Below are 18,512 nucleotides of genomic sequence, written 5' to 3' on the forward strand. Positions count from 1 at the left end.
CGGTAACTGACGAGCAACCAGGCGAGTGGACGAGGCCACGATGTGAGCGTGCACTCTCCCGGGACGAGCGCTCTACGGCAGCGACCTTCGTACACCTGCACAGGACAGGTACCTTGAGGTCGAACTACTTCCGACGCTCCGGACTCCACAGAGAGGAACGGATTTGCCCCGGCCCGCAGACGCCGCGAGGGCACCCACGATGGCGGACGTGGCACGCGTGGCAGGCGTGTCGCACCAGACCGTCTCGCGGGTCCTCAGCGACCACCCGAACGTGAGCGTGAAGACCCGCGCCCAGGTGACCGAAGCCATCGAGCGGCTCGGCTACCGCCGCAACTCGGCGGCCCGGGCGCTCGCGACCCGGCGCACCCACACGCTCGGCGTCATCGCCGTCAACACGACGCTCCACGGACCGGCGAGCACCCTCGCGGGGGTCCAGGAGGCGGCGCGCGACCGGGGGTACCTCGTCTCGGCCGTCACCCTGCGGGTGGCCAGCCGGGCAGCCCTGACCGAGGCGATGGAGCACCTCAGCGCGTGGGGCGTGGAGGGGATCATCGCCATCACGCCGCAGCGCGACGCGGTGCGCGCGCTCACCACGCTCCAGGCTCCGTGTCCCGTGGTGACCGTGGAGGGCGGGCACGACCTCGACCTGCCGGGAGTCTCCCTCGACCAGGAGCTCGGGGCGCGCATGATCACCGAGCATCTGCTCGCCTCCGGCCACTCCACCGTCTGGCACGTCGCCGGCCCCCGCGACTGGCTGGAGAGCGAGGCCCGGACCGCCGGGTGGGAGGGCGCGCTCCGCGCGGCGGGGGCCGAGATCCCGACGCCGTTGCGCGGCGACTGGAGCCCCATGTCCGGGTACCGGGCCGGGCAACAACTCGCCGGGCGGGTCGCCTCGTCGCCCCAGGGTCCCGGGCTCACGGCGGTCTTCGTGGCCAACGACCAGATGGCGCTGGGGGTGCTGCGCGCCCTGCGGGAGGCGGGATTCCAGACTCCCGAGGACGTGGCGGTGGCCGGGTTCGACGACATCCCGGAGGCGGAGTTCTTCCCTCCGCCGCTCACCACGGTCCGCCAGGACTTCGCCGCGCTCGGCCGCAACAGCATCGCGCTGCTGCTGGAGCACATCGAAGGGACGGCCACGGGCATCGAGCACCTGACCGTCGCACCCGAACTCATCGTGCGGGCCAGCACGGCGCGCCGGCACGGGGCGCGGCCTGCCGCGCGCGAGGGCGACCGGTAGACGGATACCGGCGCTCGGCGGTGTCCGGCGGATCATGGCCGGACACCACCTGACCTCGCCCAGGGCTCACCATCCACCTGGGCCGCGGCGGCGGACGGAGCGCGGCAGCGGAGAGCTGCCGCGCCGGGCGGTCCCGCCGGGGGCCGCGACCACCCGAAGAGCTGCCCCCGGACCGCCGGGGGCCTCTTCGGTGACGGCGCACACGGGCGTGCGCCCACCCGGCCGCCCCCTCTGAGCCGACGCCGGGGAACGCGCGGCCCGCCGGGTTTCCCGGGGGCGCGCATCGAACACCGCCGGGGCCCCTTCGCCGCGCCGCCCGCGCAACTTCCGCACCGCTCTCCGCGCGCCCTCCGCGCTGATCGGGATCAGCCCGCGGTCCGCCCGCCTGCACCGCCGAGCTGCGCGAACACACCGCCGACCGTCGCACCGGTGCGAGAACCGTTGACAAAAGTGACGCCTGCTAGAAACCTGTCACCTCGGCACCGCAAAAAATCAACTAGAACTCTCAAATTACCAATCAAGGAACGCGAGTTCGCGGCAGGCGACCTGCTCCTCGCTCCTGCCGATGTCCCGATCGACTCCCCACCGGCGTACCGGCAGCCCGCACGCGGCCGTCGCCGGGCGTACGACGCCGCGCGTCGGACGGCCGGCGCATGCGCTCCCCGTGTCCGGCCGGCGCCGCAGGCCCACGGAACTGAGGACAGCATGAGAGGGAAGCAACGCGGATGGCGGCGGTTCGTCATCGGTGCGGTGACAGCCGCGCTGATGACCGTCGGACTACTGCCGGCCGCCACCGCCTCGGCGGCCGGACGGACCACCGACCTGGCGCTCGGCAGGCCGGCGTCGGCCGGCGGTTCGCTCGGCGCCTACCCGGCGTCGAACGTCACCGACGGCAGTCAGCAGACTTACTGGGAGAGCCCCGGAACGTTCCCGCAGTGGGTCCAGGTCGATCTGGGCACCACGTCCGGCGTCGACCAGGTGGTACTGAAGCTCCCGAACACCTGGGAGGCGCGCACCCAGACACTCGCCGTCCAGGGCAGCACGGACGGCTCCGGTTTCAGCACCCTGTCCGCCTCGGCCGCCCGGTCGTTCACCCCGGCGGCGAACAACACCGTCACCGTCGATTTCACCGCCACCCAGGTGCGGTACGTACGCGTACTGGTGACCGCCAACACCGGCTGGAACGCCGCGCAACTCTCCCAGCTGGAGGTCTACGGGGAGGCGGCGGGCGGCACGGACCCCGGCACACCGCCCACCGGCACCAACCTGGCGCTGAACAAGCCGATCGAGGCGTCCTCGTACGCGCAGACCTACGTCGGCACCAACGCCAATGACGACCGGCGCGACACCTACTGGGAGTCGAACGGCTATCCCGCCACGCTGACGGTGAAGCTCGGCTCCGACGCCGACCTCTCCGCCGTCGTCGTCAAGCTCTCGCCGGACGCGGCGTGGGGAGCCCGGACGCAGAGCCTCCAGGTGCTGGGGCGGGCGCAGTCCGCCACCGGGTTCACCTCGCTGAAGAGCCAGGCCGACTATGCGTTCTCGCCTTCCGGCAACGGAAACACGGTGACGGTTCCGGTCAGCGGGCGGTACGCCGACGTGCAGCTGAAGTTCTTCTCCAACACCGGTGCTCCCGGCGCCCAGGTCGCCGAGGTCCAGGTGGTCGGCACGGCCGCGCCCAACCCGGACCTGACCCTCTCCGACCTGACCTGGTCCCCCTCCGCCCCGTCCGAGAGCGACGCGGTGACCGTGAACGCCACGGTGCGCAACACGGGTTCGGCCGCCGCGCCCGCGACGACGGTCGACGTCAGCCTGGAAGGCCAGGTCGTCGGCAGCGCCTCGGTGAACGCCCTCGCGGCCGGTGCCTCCGCCACCGTGCAGGTGAGCGTCGGCAAGCGCCCGATGGGTACGTACTCCGTCTCGGCGGTGGTCGACCCGACCGACACCGTCGTCGAGCTGGACAACAGCAACAACAGCCGCACCGCCGCTTCCAAGCTGGTGGTCGCGCAGAGCCCCGGACCCGACCTCCAGGTCACCGGCATCTCGTCCAGCCCGTCCAGCCCTGCGGTCGGTGCCGCCGTCACCTTCACCGTATCGGTGAACAACCGGGGTACCACAGCGGTGAGTTCCTCCACGGTGACCCGCCTCCAGGTGGAGAGCACCACCCTGAACGGAACCACCGGGGCCATTCCCGCCGGGGGCACGGTCACCGTGCCGATCAGCGGTACCTGGACCGCGAAGAGCGGTGGGGCCAATCTGACCGCCACCGCTGACGCGACCGGTGTCCTCACCGAGACCAACGAGAACAACAACGTCTTCTCCCGCGCCATCGTGGTGGGACGCGGGGCGGCGGTGCCGTACACCGAGTACGAGGCGGAACAGGGCACCTACCAGGGCACCTTGCTCACCGCCGACCAGAAGCGCACCTTCGGGCACACCAACTTCGCCACCGAGTCCTCGGGCCGGCAGTCGGTACGGCTCAACTCCACCGGCCAGTACGTCGAGATCACCTCGACCGTGCCCACCAACTCCCTCGTGGTCCGCAACTCCATCCCCGACGCACCCGGCGGCGGCGGTACGGAAGCCACGATCAGCCTCTACGTCAACAACACCTTCGCCCGGAAGCTGACGCTCTCCTCCAAGCACAGCTGGCTGTACGGCGACACGGACAGCCCGGAGGGCCTGACCAACGCACCGCAGGCGGACGCCCGCAGGCTCTTCGACGAGTCGAACGCCCTGCTCGGCCAGACCTACCCGGTCGGCACGAAGTTCCGCCTCCAGCGCGACGCGGGCGACACCGCGTCCTTCTACATCATCGACCTGGTGGACCTGGAGCAGGTGGCGGCACCGACGGCGCAGCCCGCCGGCTGCGTCTCGATCACCACCTACGGGGCCGTGCCCAACGACGGCATCGACGACACCGACGCCATCCAGCGGGCGGTGACGGCCGACCAGAACGGCGAGATCGGCTGCGTGTGGATTCCGGCCGGGCAGTGGCGGCAGGAGCAGAAGATCCTGACCGACGACCCGCTCAACCGGGGTCAGTACAACCAGGTGGGCATCAGGAATGTCACGATCCGCGGCGCGGGCATGTGGCACTCCCAGCTGTACTCCCTCATCCAGCCGCAGAACGCGGGCGGCATCAACCACCCGCACGAGGGGAACTTCGGCTTCGACATCGACGACAACACCACCATCTCCGACATCGCGATCTTCGGCTCCGGCACCATCCGGGGCGGTGACGGCAACGCCGAGGGCGGCGTCGGCCTCAACGGGCGCTTCGGCACCAACACCAAGATCACGAATGTCTGGCTGGAGCACTCCAACGTCGGGGTGTGGGTGGGTCGCGACTACGACAACATCCCTGAGCTCTGGGGCCCCGGAGACGGTGTCGAATTCACCGGAATGCGCATTCGCAACACATATGCGGATGGCATCAACCTCTCCAACGGAACCCGCAATTCGACGGTCTTCAACTCCTCCTTCCGGAACACCGGCGACGACTCGCTCGCCGTCTGGTCGAACAAGTACGTGAAGAACCAGTCGGTGGACATCGGCCACGACAACCACTTCCGCAACAACACGATCGCCCTGCCCTGGCGGGCCAACGGCATCGCGGTCTACGGCGGTTACGGCAACACCATCGAGAACAACATCGTCTCCGACACGATGAACTACCCCGGCATCATGCTGGCGACCGACCACGACCCGCTGCCCTTCTCCGGGCAGACCCTGATCGCCAACAACGCCCTGTACCGCACGGGCGGAGCCTTCTGGGGCGAGGCGCAGGAGTTCGGCGCCATCACCCTCTTCGCGGCCGGTCCCGACATTCCCGGCGTCACGATCAGGGACACCGACATCCAGGACTCGACCTACGACGGCATCCAGTTCAAGACGGGCGGGGGCTCCGTTCCCGGAGCGCAGATCTCGAACGTCCGGATCACCGACTCGCGCAACGGCTCGGGCATCCTCGCGCACGGAGGGGCCAGGGGCAGCGCCACCCTGACGAACGTGACGATCAGCGGCTCGGCCCAGGGCGACGTGCTGATCGAACCCGGATCGCAGTTCGTCATCAACGGCGCAGCCAACACCGCCGCGGCGTCCGGCCGGTAGCGACACCGGCCCTCTGCGGCCGTCGGCCGGTACGCCTTCCGGGCGCACCGGCCGACGGCCCCCGCCCGCGCCGGGTCCCGGCCCCCGGTGCGACACATGATGGATGCAGTGCCCACATATCGAGACAGGTTTGCGGCAGCACACGGAAAAAGAGTCTTATCGCGGCTGTGCGAAGCGAACAGACGACACCGGATCACACAGGCACCGACGGCACAGGCACCGACGGCACGGGCATCGACGGCACGGGCTCCGACAGCAAGGCGGCGAGGCGCGCCGTCACGGTCTTCCCCGTCCTCGTCCTCCTGGCGGGCGCGGCCGGCCTCCTCACGCCCGGGACCTTCGAGGGCTGGACGAAGGCGGTGCCGTACCTGCTCGGCGTCGTCATGTTCTGCATGGGCCTGACGATGACGCCCCACGACTTCAAGGGCGTGGCGAAGCGCCCCTGGGCGGTGGCCATCGGGCTGGTCGCGCACTACGTGATCATGCCGGGCCTCGGCTGGATCATCGCCCATCTGCTGGGGCTCCCCCCGCAACTGGCCGCGGGCGTCATCCTGGTGGGCTGCGCGCCCAGCGGCACCGCTTCGAACGTGGTGACCTTCCTGGCCCGCGGCGACGTGGCGCTCTCGGTCTCCGTGGCCACCGTCTCCACCGTGCTCGCCCCGCTGGTGACGCCCCCGCTGACCCTGCTGCTGGCCGGCGCCTACCTGCCCGTGGACGCCGGCTCCATGGTGACCGACATCCTCAAGACCGTGCTGCTCCCGGTGATCGGCGGACTGGTGGTACGGCTCGTCGCGGGCAAGCTCGTCGACCGGGTGCTGGGCGCCATGCCCTGGCTGTCCTCGCTCGCCATCGCCGCGATCGTCTGCGCGGTGGTCTCGGGAAGCGCGGGTGCGATCAAGTCGGCGGCCGCCACCGTGCTGATCGCCGTCGTCCTGCACAACGGCCTCGGCCTGGCCCTGGGTTACGGCGCGGGCAAGCTCACCCGCCTCGGCCCGCCCGCCAGCCGTGCCATGGCCTTCGAGGTCGGCATGCAGAACTCCGGTCTCGCCGCGTCGCTGGCGACGGCCCACTTCAGCCCGCTGGCCGCGCTCCCCGCGGCCGTCTTCTCCGTGTGGCACAACATCTCGGGCGCTCTGGTGGCGGCCTGGATGTCGCACCGCGCCCGGCGCGACGAGCGGTCCGTCGCCGCGCTGCCCGCGACCACCGCGTCCTGAAAGGCGCCCGGACGGGCCTGTTGCCCGGTGCGGAGGGTTCACCCCTGCGCGCCGGGCTTTCGCGTACGCACCCGAGGTCCACCCGAAACCGTGTGCGATTGTCAGTGGGTCGTGATACTCACTAGGCGGTGGGGAGGAAGGATCATGGACCTCCCCGTTCGACACAGGCCAAGGGGTGGGGACATGGCGTTGCTCCGCGAGGGGACGCTCGCGCTGGGGAGACTGGTGGGGAGGCCCGGCACGCAGCTGCAGAAGGACTCCGGAGACCCGGAGGTCGCGCGTATCAGGTCGGCCGCGGCCGCCGCGGACTGGGACACCGTGCGCGGAATACTCGAGGCGCGGCCCGAGAGCGAAGACCGCACGGAGCTGCTCTGGACCGTCGGTGACACGCCGAAGGTGGAGCGGTGGATCACCGAGGTGGCCGAGGCCGAGCCGGAAGCGGCTCTGCCCCGGGTCGTGGCCGGTATGCGTTACCTCAGCTGGGGCTGGGAAGCCCGTACGGAGGCGCGGGCGACCCACGTCTCGCGCGAGCAGTTCGAGGTGTTCCACGACCGGCTGCGCACGGCCGAGCGGTGGCTGTACGAAGCGGCGGAGCGCGAGCCGGGGTGGACCTCCCCCTGGTACGGCCTGCAGACCACCGGCCGCGGCCTCCAGGTCGGCCCGGCCGTCGCCCGGCGCCGGTTCGAGGCCACGGTCCGGCGCGACCCGTTCCATGTCGGCGCCCACGCCCAGCAGTTGCAGCAGCTCTGCGACAAGTGGGGCGGCTCGCACGAGGAGATGCACGCCTTCGCCCGGTCGTCCGCCTTCGGCGCTCCCGGCGGCACGCCGCTGGGCCGGCTCGTCGCCGACGCGCACATCGAGCAGTGGCTCGCCCTCGACCGGGGCGACGACGCCGCGTACATGCACCGCCCGGAAGTGGCCCAGTCCCTGCGGAAGGCCGCCGAACACTCCTACCGGCACCCGGACTTCGTCCGCCGGGGCTCCTGGATCCAGCTCCTCAACTCCTTTGCCCTGGCCTTCTCGTTGGTGGGCGACCGCGACGCGGCGCGGGAATGCTTCCGGGCCACGGAGGGCCGCGTCACCGAGTCCCCCTGGACGTACGTGAACCACCGCGACCCCGCTGCCGCCTACCGGAAGCACCGCGCGGCCGCCGGACGCTGATCCGCCGTTCGTCCTCCCGCACCACCCCACCGGACCAACCCGTCCGCGTCCTCGTCCAGCGCTCCGCGCGACGAGCACGCGCCCACCACGAAAGTCAGCGCAAGGTGCCTCCTTCCGAGACCCACACCTTCCAGGTCGACCTGCGCGGCCTGGTCGACCTGCTCTCCCACCACCTCTACTCGTCCCCCCGTGTCTATTTGCGTGAGCTGCTGCAGAACGCGGTGGACGCCATCACGGCCCGTCAGGCCCTGGACCCCGGCGCGCCGGGCCGTATCACGGTGCGCACCGGCGACACCCTCACCGTCACGGACACCGGTGTCGGTCTGACCGAGGCCGACGTCCACCGGTTCCTCGCCACCATCGGCCGCAGCTCCAAGCGGACCTTGGACGGCGCCCTGGACGGGGCCGGGCTCGACGCGGCCCGCGGCGAGTTCATCGGCCAGTTCGGAATCGGGCTGCTCGCCTGCTTCGTCGTGGCCGACGAGATCATCGTGACCAGCCGCACCGCGGCCGATCCGGCGGCGCCCGCCGTCGAATGGCGCGGCCACTCCGACGGCCGGTACACCATCCGTACGCTGCCCGCCTCCGCCGTTCCCGAGCCGGGCACCACCGTGCGCCTCACCCCTCGTGCCGACAGCGCCGAGTGGACCGAGCCGGAGCAGGTCGTCGCCCTGGCACGGCACTACGGTGGCCTGCTGCGTCACGAGGTCGTCGTGGCCGGTCCCCGGGGCGAGAGCCACCGCGTCAACGAGACGCCCCCGTGGGAGCGGACGCACCGCTCGCCGCTCGCCAGGCGCGAGGCGTTCACGGCGTACTGCCGCACCCTCTTCGACTTCACCCCGCTCGACACCATCGAGCTCGACCTGCCGGCCGCCGGGCTGCGCGGGGTCGCGTACGTCCTTCCCACCGCGCTCAGCCCGGCCCAGAAGGCGGGCCACCGCGTCCACCTCAAGGGGATGCTCCTCACCGACCAGGCACCGGAGCTGCTCCCCGAGTGGGCGTTCTTCGTGCGGTGTGTCGTCGACACCACCAGCCTGCGGCCGACCGCGTCCCGGGAGGCACTGTACGAGGACGGCACGCTCTCCGCCGTACGGGACGCCCTGGGCGAGCGGATCCGCGACTGGCTCACCGGCCTCGCCGCGAGCGATCCCTCCCTGCTGCACCGCTTCATCGACACCCACCACCTCGCGGTCAAGGCGCTCGCCCGGTACGACGACGAGCTGCTGCGCATCGTGCTGCCGTGGCTGCCGTTCGAGACCTCCGACGGCAACGTGACGCTGGAGGAGTTCGCGCGTACGCACCCGACGCTGCTGGTCACCCGCAGCGTCGAGGAGTTCCGCCAGGTCGCCCCGATCGCCTCGGCCGCCGGACTCGGCGTCGTCAACGGCGGCTACACCTACGACCGCGACCTCGTGCACCGGCTGCCGGAGATCCGGCCCGGCACGGCCGTCGCGGACCTGGACCCGGCCACCGTCACCGCCCACCTCGACGCCGTGGACCCCTCCGCGGAACTGCGCGCGGCGGCCTTCCTCGCCATCGCGCGGGAGACGATCGGCGTCCACGACTGCGACGTCGTCCTGCGCGACTTCCAGCCCGTCACCGCCCCGGCGCTGCTCCTCGACAACCGGGAGGCGCGGCACGAACGGACCAGGTCGAGCCTGGCCGCCGACAGCGACGGCCTCTGGGCGGACATCCTCGGGTCGCTGCGCCAGGAGGCCCCGCGCGCCCAGCTCGTCCTGAACCACCTCAACCCGCTGGTCCGCCAGGCCATCACGATCACCGAACGGGGCCTCGCGGTCACGGCGGCCGAGGCGCTCTACGGTCAGGCCCTGCTGCTCAGCCGCCGCCCGCTGCGGGCGAGCGAGAGCGCGCTGCTCAACCGGGCCTTCATCGGCCTGCTCACCCATGCCATGCACCAGACCGGCACGGCGGAACCCGGCTCCGGCCAAGGGAAGGAACTGTAGATGCTGGACACTCCCGAAGCCGTGGTCGAGGCGCTCCGCGAGAACTTCGACCGCCCCCACGGACTGGCGCGCACGGTGGTCGCCGAGGAACTCGTCGAGGCGGCGGAGGTCTTCGAGAAGCCCGACGTCCTGGTGACGGCGCTGCTGGAGCTGATGTCGTCGTACGAACACATCGGCGAGCACGCCAAGTCGCCGGTCGCCTTCGCGCGGCTGCTCAAGCTCTGGGACACGGTCCCCGAGTCCTTCAGCGAGTGGGAGGCCCACCAGGTCTTCTGGCGGTTCAAGTGGGTGACGACCTCCTTGCTGCAGGTGCCCGAGGTGCCCCTGGCCTCCGTCCACCGCTGGACCGACGAGATGCGCCGCCGGTACGAGGCGGCCGGCCACTCCCTCCAGCCGGTGGCGGCGATGCGCCACCACATCGCGTCCCACACCGGCGTGGGCGTCGCCGACGCGTACGACCTGTGGGCCACCCGGCCCCGCAGCGAGCTGAGCGACTGCGAGGCCTGCGAGGTCCGGCACCTCGCCCTCCACCACGTGGCGGCGGGCGACGACGACGCGGCGCTGGAGACCTGGAGCCCGGTCCTCCGGGGAAGCACCAGCTGCACGGACGAGCCGCAGATGAGCCAGGCCCAGGCGCTGCTGCCGCTGCTGCGCCTCGGCCGGACCGACGAGGCCCGCTCCCATCACCTGACGGGGTACCGAAAGGTCCGCGGCAACACCGGCATGCTGACGGAGGTCGGTCTCCACCTGGAGTTCTGCGCCCTCTCGCGCAACGAGGGCCGCGGGCTGGAGATCCTCGCCGAGAACCGTCCGTTCTTCGAGGCCACGGGCGCCCCGTCGTCCCGTCTGGACTTCCTCACCGGTGTCGAGGTGCTGCTCGCCGCCCTGGCCGAGGCCGGCCACCCGGACACGGCCGTAGCCGGGCCGCCCGGACGGAACTGGACGGCGGGCGAGCTCCTCGCCCGGGTCCGCTCGGACGCGGACCTGCTCGCCGCCGCCTTCGACGCGCGCAACGGCACCTCGGCGGTGGGCGACCACCGCCGCGAGCGCCTCTCCCGGCGCCCGCTGCTCGACGCGCCGCTCCCCCTGGGCCTGCGGACGCCCTCCGCCCGGTCCGCCGCGCCCGCGGTCGCCGAGCCCGCGCCGGCGCTGGAGGTGCCCGAGGACTTCGCCGCCCTGGTGCGGGAGGCCCGGCGTCTGGAGTCCCTGGGGCATCCCGGGGCCGACCGGCTCTGGACCCGGGTGGCGGAGCGTCTGGCGGACGGCGCCCCCCACGACGACACCCTCGGTCCCCAGGCGCTGCTGAGGGCGGAGGTCACCGAGCACCTCGCCGTCGACCGGTTCTCGTACAAGACGCACGACCCGGAGAGCTACGCCGGACTCCGGGAGGCCGCGGAGCTCTTCGCGGAGCTGGACATGCCCTGGCACGCGCTCTCCGCCCGCTGCCGGGTGTTCGCGTGGGCGACCGCCGCCGAGGAGGACCTGGGCCACACGGCTCAGGACGGCTCCGGGACCGGCACCGGCCGGCCGGACGACGACGCCGTCCGGGCCGGGCTCGACGAGGCCCTGCGCGAAGCGGAACGCCTCCTGGCCGAGGTCCCGTTCGCGTCGGAGCCCCTCGGTGCCGCCGAAGCCGCGTCGGGCGAGGGCCTGGAGTCGGAGCGCGCGCTCTCGTACCTCTCCGTCCTGTTCTCCGTCGCCTTCGCCGCCTATCAGGAAGCGCGGCTGGGGACCGACGGGTCGGGCGATGCCCTGAAGCGGTTCGAGGAGGCCGCGCACCGGCTGCGGTCCGAGGCGGAGCGCCTCTCCGTTCCCCATCAGGTGGCCAACGTACGGCAGTTCACCGCCGACCTGGCCGGCCGTCGGGGCGACAACGCCCTCGCCGAGGCGGAGTTGCGCGAGGCGCTCCGGGACGTGGAGGCGTCCGGGCGGCCGTGGCGCGGTTCCCGTCCCCGTGCCCTGCTCGCCCAGCTCCTCCTCGCACGGGAGCAGCCGGCGGAGGCCTCGGAGCTCCTGCACCGGGTGATCTCCGACGTGGCCCGATACGACGACACCGACTTCCAGCTGGCCGGCGCGTACGCCCTGCTCGGTCACGCCGCCACGCATCTCGGGAACACCGCCGACGCGGTGCGCCACCTCTCGGAGGCCGCCGCCCGGTACGACCAGGAGGAGGAGTTCGAGCAGGCCACCGGGGTACGTCTCCAGCTCGCCGACGTCCTGGCGCGTTCCGGGCAGCAGGCGGACGCCGTCGCCGTGCTGGAATCGGTGCTCTCGCAGGAAGCGCTGTCCTCGCTCGACGAACGCATGGTCGCCCAGGCCCGGTTGCTGCTGGCTCGCGGTATGCGGGAGCTGGAGGAGTTCCTGCCCGCCGCGGAGGAGTTCCTGCGCCTCGCGGACACCGTGGCGGCCTGGGAGGACGACCGGGAGACCCACACCCTGGTGGCCGCCGAGGCCGCGATCACGCTGGCCATGGCCGACCGCTGGGAGGCGGCGGACACGGCGTACGAGCGCGCGCTCGCCGCGCACGCCGAGGCGCCCAACCCGTCCCTCGTCCGGCACATGATGTGCGAGTTCGCCCGGCTGGCCATGATCTTCCGGGGCCCCGAGGGAGTGGACACGGCGCTGGGCCACCTGGCACGGGCCGAGACCGTCCTGCCCGTCGGGCCCGAGGCCGCCGACTCCTTCGCCCTCTGGTACGAGGACGGCGCGGTGCACTACCGCCGCGGCCGGGTCCTCGCGGACGCCGAGCGCTTCCCCGAGGCGCTCGCCGCCGTCGAGGCCGCCATCACCGCCTACGACCGGGGCGGGGAGGACGGCGAGGTGCCGCGCGCCGAGGCGGTCCGCATCGCGGCGCTCATCGAGGGGAAGGGGCTCGACCGGCACGAGGAGGCGATCAGCCGGCTGACGGCGGCGGCGGCGCGCTGCCGCAAGGCGGGGCTGGCCGAGGCCGCGCGGATACTCGACGCCCTGCGTGCCGAGTACCTGAAGCAGCGGCGGGGCTGAGCAGGGCAGGGGGCCTGCCCGTCGCACCGCGCGCGGGCAGGCCCCCTGCCGCCGCGCGGTGGGCCGGCCCCTGCCGCACGGGCTCCGTGCCTGCCCGCCCGAGCTCCGTCCCGCTTGTCCGCGCGTGCGTGCCCGCGCGGACAGGGGGACGGTGGACGCATGGGCGACAAGGAGACCCTGCGCCTCCTCCTCGACACGTACGGGCGGACGTACGCCGACGAGGCCGGCATCCGCCTGCGGGACACGCCTCAGCCCCTGTACCAGCTCCTGGTCCTCAGCCTGCTGCTCAGCGCGCGCATCCGGGCCTCCGTCGGGGTGGCGGCTGCGAAGGCGCTGTTCGCGGACGGCATGCGCACCCCCGGGCGGATGGCGGACGCCACCTGGCAGCAGCGTGTCGACGCGCTGGGCGAGGGCGGCTACCGGCGGTACGACGAGCGGACCGCGACGCAGCTCGGCGACGGAGCGCTGCTGATCCTCGACGACTGGGGCGGTGACCTGCGGAGGCTGCGCCGGGAGGCGGACGGCGACACGTCGGCGCTGCGCGCCGGACTGCGGCGCCTGCCCGGGCTGGGGCCGACCGGGGCGGGCATCTTCGTACGCGAGGTGCAGGCCATCTGGCCGGAGACCCGTCCGTACATCGACGCCAAGGCGTTGCAGGGCTCGGAGCGCCTGGGCCTGCCCACCTCCGCCGACGCCCTGCTGCGCCTCGCCCGCGGCACCGAACCGGCGGTACTCGCCGCGGCCCTGGTACGTGCGGCGCTGGACAAGCACGCCGCCGAGTCGATCGGGCTGTCCGCCGGGGCGTGATCCGGCGCACGGCGCACAGGGGTGATCGATCGTGCTGCTGTGCGCCGTCACGTAATGGGCTGAGTTTGTCTCTGCGAGTTGCCACATCGGGCACCTCCCTTCAGCATGAAGTGACCTGTCTGGAGGGTCGTCTTACCCGGCCGCGTATGGCCCCGGGACGAAAGGGCGCCACGTATGGCCGCGTACTTCGAGAACAGCACTGACGACCTGGTTCCGAACGCGCTGGCCGGCTTCGCCCGGGCCCATGCGGATCTCGTCGTCCACGACGTGGAGAACGGCTACCTCGCCGCCCGCCACACCGCACCGTCCCGCCGTGTCGGACTCCTCTCCGGCGGCGGCTCGGGGCACGAGCCGATGCACGCCGGGTTCGTGGGCGCGGGCATGCTGGACGCCGCCTGTCCGGGGCGGGTGTTCGCGTCGCCCCACAACCGGCAGGTGTACCAGGCGTCGCTGGCGGTGGCCCGCGCGGAGGGCGTCCTGCACATCGTGAAGAACTACACCGGCGACCGGATCAACTTCGGTATCGCCGCCGAGCGCCTCGCGCACCGGGACGTCCCCTGCGCACGCGTCCTCGTCGACGACGACCTCGCGTCCGACTCCGAGGACATCGCCGCAGGGCGCCGGGGCACGGGCGGCACGGTGCTGGTCGAGAAGATCCTCGGCGGCGCCGCCGACACGGGCCTCGGCCTGGCCGAACTGGCCGCGCTCGGGACGGCGCTGGCCGGACGCTGCCGGACGCTCTCCGTCGCGTCCACCGCGCACACCGCACCCACCACCGGCCGCCCCGCGTTCGAACTGGCCGCCGGAGAGCTGGAGTACGGCGTCGGCATCCACGGCGAGCGCGCCAACCGCACCCGGAAGGAGGGACCCGTCTCCGCGCTGGTGGAGGAGATGACGGACTCCCTGCTGGCCGCGATCCGTCCGGGCCCGGAGGAACCGGTCGTGGCGCTGGTCAACGGCCTGGGCGCCGTCACTCCGCTGGAGCTGTACGGCATCTTCGGCGAGCTGGGCCGGGTGCTGGACGGCCGAGGGGTCCACCTCGCCCGCCATCTCGTCGGCGACTACGTCACGGCCCTGGACATGCGGGGGTTCTCCCTGACTCTGCTGGTGGCCGATTCCCGGACGCTGGGCTACTACGACGCACCGGTACGGACCGCGGCACTGAGCTGGTGAGCGGTGACCGGGCCGTCGTCGACCGTTGATCGGGACGCGTGGAACTGGAGGAGAACGCCATGGCGACAGCTTTCGACAGTACGTTCACGAGCGGCTGGATGGACCGGTTCGCGGCTTCGGCCCATGCCACCGAGACCGAGCTGACCACGCTCGACCAGCAGGTGGGCGACGGCGACTTCGGCGTGAACCTCAGCGCCGGAGTACGGGCCGCGCAGCGACTGCGGAGCGAGGGCGGCAACGCCGACGAGGGCGATCCCTCGGCTCCCCTGGGGAGCACGGCCAGCGCCTTCCTGGACGAGATCGGAGGCACCAGCGGTCCGCTCTTCGGGCTGCTGTTCCAGGCGCTCGGCGCGGCCGTCGCGGCGGAGGGCCCGGTCCTCACCACGGCCGGTCTCGCCGCGGGTACGGAGAACGGCCTCGCCGCGATACGCCGGGTGGGTGACGCGAAGCCCGGCGACAAGACGCTGGTGGACGCGCTGACGCCGGCCGCCGAAGCCTTGCGCGACGCTCCGGACGGCACCCCGCCGGACCGTGCGCTCGCCCTCGCCGCCGATGCCGCCTGGGAGGGCGTGCGGGAGACGGCCGCGCTCCGGGCGCGGATGGGCCGCGCCAGCTACGTCGGCGAGCGCGCGTCCGGCATACCCGATCCGGGAGCCGTGGGCGTCGCCCTGCTCTTCGCCTCGGCGTCCGAGACCATACGCTCCCTGGGACCCCATCTGCGGATCACCGGCTGAGGCGGCCGGACGGCCTTCAGGAGAGCGCGGTCGGCTTGCGGGGTGGCGGCACGGCCCGCAACAGCTCCCACAGGGGGCGGGAGCCGGACGCCCACACGGCGAGGGTGTGGCGGTCGACCACGTGCAGCCGCTGTTGCGCGGCAAAGGCCACGGCGGGCGCGGTGACCCGGCCGTTGGTCACGATCACGGCGACGTCGGCGCCGTGCACCTGCCGGGCGGTGCCGTTGAGTACCTGCAGGTCGGGCGTGCCCACCGCGGAGCCGGCGAGACCACTGCGCCGGTGCTTGCACTGGATCACCCAGCGCCGCCCGTAGGGGTCGGTGGCCTTCACGTCGGCGCCCAGGTCACCGCCGCCTCCCACCCGGACCGCTTCCCGGCAGCCGTCGCGCCGCATCAGGTCCCGTACCGCGTCCTCGAACTGGGAGTGGTGCAGGGCGTCCAGGTGGGGAAGCCCGTACCGCAGCCCCCGCCGTCGGACCGCCTCCCACCGCGAGCGCCGCCGCCTGCGGTGGAGCAGGGCGCCGCCGGCCGACCCCGCGAGCGCGCCGAGGACGACCAGCACCCAGCCGTGCGCCAGCAGCCAGTTCACCACGGCCACCACCAGCGCGACGCAGAGGACCGCGCCTCCGAGGGATCCGGTCAGCCGGTCGGTGCGCCGGCGCCCGCTGCCCGGCCTCCGGACACCCGACCGCCGAGGACCCGACCGCCGAGGACCGGGCCTGCGGGGGGTTCGCCACGTCGGCGGGCGCCCGGTCGCCGACCGGCTCTTCCGTGCGCGGAGGCTCATCGGTCGGCCTCCCCGAAGCCGCCGACGAGTTCGCCCAGGAAGTCCAGGATTCCCCTGCCCACCGGGGTCGGAGCGATCAGCACCCCGAGCGCCAGGACGATGACCACGGTGAACCTCTCGTCGAGCCGGCTCCGGGCCTCCGTACGCCGCCGCAGCCGGAACAGGACGATGACCGCGAGCAGCACAGCCACATTGATCGTCAGCAACCGCCGAACCTCCCACTGAACACGACCGACGCCCGGGGACGGCAGACCCGCCCCGCGCCCTGTGTAGTCGGAGCCCGGAGTCGGCGCGGACGAATTGACGGTGAATGGCAGTAAAACGATCTCCTTGGCCGGAATATGCGGCACCGCTCCGACGGGCGCGCCGGGGCCGGCCCGGTGCAGCGGTGGCCGTTCGTGGTCGACCGTGGTCGCTGTTCGCGGTGGTTGCCCGCGGTTGTTCGTCAAGGCGGCTGGGGCGAAGCACGCGTTCGAAAGAATGAGCGAGCATCGCGCGTGCGCTGGCTTCCACCGGCGCCTGGCACGGACGGCCCGGCCTCGCGCGCCCAAGATCGCGTGCACCTGGAGGAGTTCCCGGGTCACGGGGCCGTACTGCCACGTACGGTGGGTCCGTTGTCGTGCCCGTCCGTCGTGGCGGGTACGGCGGCGGGCAGTCGGAACGGCGGGGAAGGAAAGAGCGGGATGACGAAGGCGGCCGGCGGGCTGGACGAGCGCGTGGTGGGACGCAGGTGGACGGTGCGCCTGGACGCGGCCGGCTGCAGCGGTACGACGGTGCGGGTCACCTGCAGCCGGCCGTCCTGCGCCGAGCAGCGGCTGCCGACGACGACCGAGGGACGCGCGGCGGCGGTCGCGCATCTGAAGGCCCACCTCAAGGCAGCCGGTGGACCCCGGGCCCACGCGTACTGCGCCTGCAAGTCCGAGGAGTGCGGCGCGCACATCCGTCCCGCCGCCGGCCGGTACGAGCACGCGCAGTCCTGGCGGTGCGGCGGCGCGGTCGTCCTGGCCGTGGTCGCCGACCGGGAGGGCCGCTGGTGGCGGGCGATGGAGTGCTGCTCCCGCTGCGCCGCCGCCACACCCGGTACGAAGATCGTGGCCACCGCTGCTGCCGCCTCCGCCCCGACGGCGGCTACTTCGACAGCGGCGGTCCCGCAGGCCGTCGTGGGTGAACGCCCTTCGATGGCAGCGCAGTTCTCCCACACCCCCGCGTCCGGCTCCTCTCCCGCGCCGGACTCCGCGTCCGCACCCGCGACCCGGCCCGTACCCCGGAAGGTACCGAAGCCCCGTCCCACGCCCCGCCGCCCCCAGGGGTACGAGAAGATCGCCCAACGGGTCATCCCCCACGACCTGCGCCCGGTCGCCCTGCGCGACGAGCTCGTCGACCTCGGGCGCATGTTCCGCGCCTACCAGAAGAGCGCCGAACCCGATTTGGCGCGGCTCGCGGACCTCCACACGCGCAAGGCGCAGGCCTTCCTGACCTGGTCCGACGTCACCGGGGACGTCACCCTGCGGCTGGAGGCCCAGCGCGCCGCGCACGCCGCCACCGCCGCCCGTCTCCAGCATCAGCAGCGCACCGGCGCAAGCACGGACGGTGAAGGGCCGACGGTGGAGCGGTTCCTGATCGGCCCGACGCAGTGGACCAACGCGCGCTCGGTCCTCGCGCACCTGGCCGACAACGCCCCACTGCCCGGCGCGGAGGCACGTCTCCTGACTCTGATGCTGACCCTGCGCACCGCGCACACCGGCAGCGGCAATGTCGTCGGGCAGGACCTCAACGCGTTGAACCTGACCGATCCGGAGGGCCTGCTCACGGAGTTGGCCGAGTGCGGCTGGCTGTCCCTGCCCGGCGCCGCCGGCGACATCCTCGCCGCCCGGCCGGAGAACCCCGTCCCCGTCACCGTCCCGTCCCTGGTACCGCGTGAGGACGGTACGGGCCCGCTCACGTTCGGCAGGAAGATGCGCCCCAAGCTCAGCGGGTGGGCGCAGCGAGTCGTCTCGGACAAGAAGCTCCGCAAGTCGAAGTCCTCCCCTGCCACCCGGATGCTGGCCGTGACGCTGGCCGCCCGGACCAGCTTCGACGGGCATTTCGGCGCCACCGGTGAGGGCGTCGATCTGGAGGACGTCATCGACTGGTGCCCGGTGGACCGGGATGAACTTCCCGCACTGGTGGAGAAGTTGTCGGCGACGAACTGGCTGGCCGAAGCCGCCCTCACCGACACCTGCATCACCGGCCGGGTGGCGGAGCGCATTCTGCCGCTCACCTGCCCCTATCCCTGTCCCTGAAGGGTGTCCCGTCCCTCGGCGAGGGCCCGCCGAGGGA

At 72.6% G+C, this 18,512-nt stretch carries 12 protein-coding genes; 10 read left to right on the forward strand and 2 right to left on the reverse strand.

Annotation, left to right across the window (positions count from 1 at the left end; all coding sequences use genetic code 11):
• The first annotated feature begins 199 nt into the window (after positions 1-199).
• The 9 genes from ACWCWD_RS21005 to dhaL all read left to right on the forward strand — a co-directional run bounded on the left by ACWCWD_RS21005 (position 200) and on the right by dhaL (position 15,406).
• On the forward strand, positions 200-1,237 hold the full coding sequence (locus ACWCWD_RS21005; RefSeq protein WP_450774405.1) for a LacI family DNA-binding transcriptional regulator: 1,038 nt from the start codon (positions 200-202) through the stop codon (positions 1,235-1,237).
• A 705-nt stretch (positions 1,238-1,942) separates the two neighbouring features.
• Entirely contained in the window at positions 1,943-5,350 is a 3,408-nt protein-coding gene (locus ACWCWD_RS21010) for a CARDB domain-containing protein (RefSeq protein WP_450774407.1), read from the forward strand.
• 233 nt (positions 5,351-5,583) lie between these two features.
• Complete coding sequence (locus ACWCWD_RS21015; protein ID WP_450774528.1) at positions 5,584-6,564, forward strand: bile acid:sodium symporter family protein; 981 nt, start codon at positions 5,584-5,586, stop codon at positions 6,562-6,564.
• 183 nt (positions 6,565-6,747) lie between these two features.
• On the forward strand, positions 6,748-7,725 hold the full coding sequence (locus ACWCWD_RS21020; protein WP_450774409.1) for a hypothetical protein: 978 nt from the start codon (positions 6,748-6,750) through the stop codon (positions 7,723-7,725).
• 104 nt (positions 7,726-7,829) lie between these two features.
• Positions 7,830-9,689 carry an HSP90 family protein gene (locus ACWCWD_RS21025; RefSeq protein ID WP_450774410.1) on the forward strand — a complete coding sequence of 620 codons (1,860 nt, stop codon included), beginning with the start codon at positions 7,830-7,832 and terminating at the stop codon, positions 9,687-9,689.
• Positions 9,690-12,692, forward strand: coding sequence for a hypothetical protein (locus ACWCWD_RS21030; protein ID WP_450774412.1), 3,003 nt, complete (start codon positions 9,690-9,692; stop codon positions 12,690-12,692). It begins immediately after the preceding gene.
• Positions 12,693-12,851: 159 nt separating this feature from the next.
• On the forward strand, positions 12,852-13,499 hold the full coding sequence (locus ACWCWD_RS21035) for an endonuclease (RefSeq protein ID WP_450774414.1): 648 nt from the start codon (positions 12,852-12,854) through the stop codon (positions 13,497-13,499).
• Between the two features lie 174 nt (positions 13,500-13,673).
• Positions 13,674-14,672 carry a dihydroxyacetone kinase subunit DhaK gene (locus ACWCWD_RS21040; RefSeq protein ID WP_450774416.1) on the forward strand — a complete coding sequence of 333 codons (999 nt, stop codon included), beginning with the start codon at positions 13,674-13,676 and terminating at the stop codon, positions 14,670-14,672.
• A gap of 59 nt (positions 14,673-14,731) precedes the next feature.
• Entirely contained in the window at positions 14,732-15,406 is a 675-nt protein-coding gene (dhaL, locus tag ACWCWD_RS21045) for a dihydroxyacetone kinase subunit DhaL (protein ID WP_450774418.1), read from the forward strand.
• A gap of 16 nt (positions 15,407-15,422) precedes the next feature.
• On the opposite strand, the gene ACWCWD_RS21050 is transcribed toward dhaL, so the two are convergent.
• Together ACWCWD_RS21050 and ACWCWD_RS21055 are read right to left on the reverse strand one after the other, a co-directional pair.
• On the reverse strand, positions 15,423-16,049 hold the full coding sequence (locus ACWCWD_RS21050; protein ID WP_450774530.1) for a restriction endonuclease: 627 nt from the start codon (positions 16,047-16,049) through the stop codon (positions 15,423-15,425).
• A 140-nt stretch (positions 16,050-16,189) separates the two neighbouring features.
• The gene (locus ACWCWD_RS21055) at positions 16,190-16,399 is read right to left on the reverse strand and encodes a hypothetical protein (protein ID WP_450774420.1); all 210 of its coding nucleotides are present in this window, start codon (positions 16,397-16,399) and stop codon (positions 16,190-16,192) included.
• Between the two features lie 477 nt (positions 16,400-16,876).
• Here ACWCWD_RS21055 and ACWCWD_RS21060 point away from each other — a divergent pair, with 477 nt between their 5' ends.
• Positions 16,877-18,475, forward strand: coding sequence for a hypothetical protein (locus ACWCWD_RS21060; RefSeq protein ID WP_450774422.1), 1,599 nt, complete (start codon positions 16,877-16,879; stop codon positions 18,473-18,475).
• The last annotated feature ends 37 nt before the right edge of the window (positions 18,476-18,512 follow it).

The organism is Streptomyces sp. NPDC001493 (assembly GCF_053597235.1).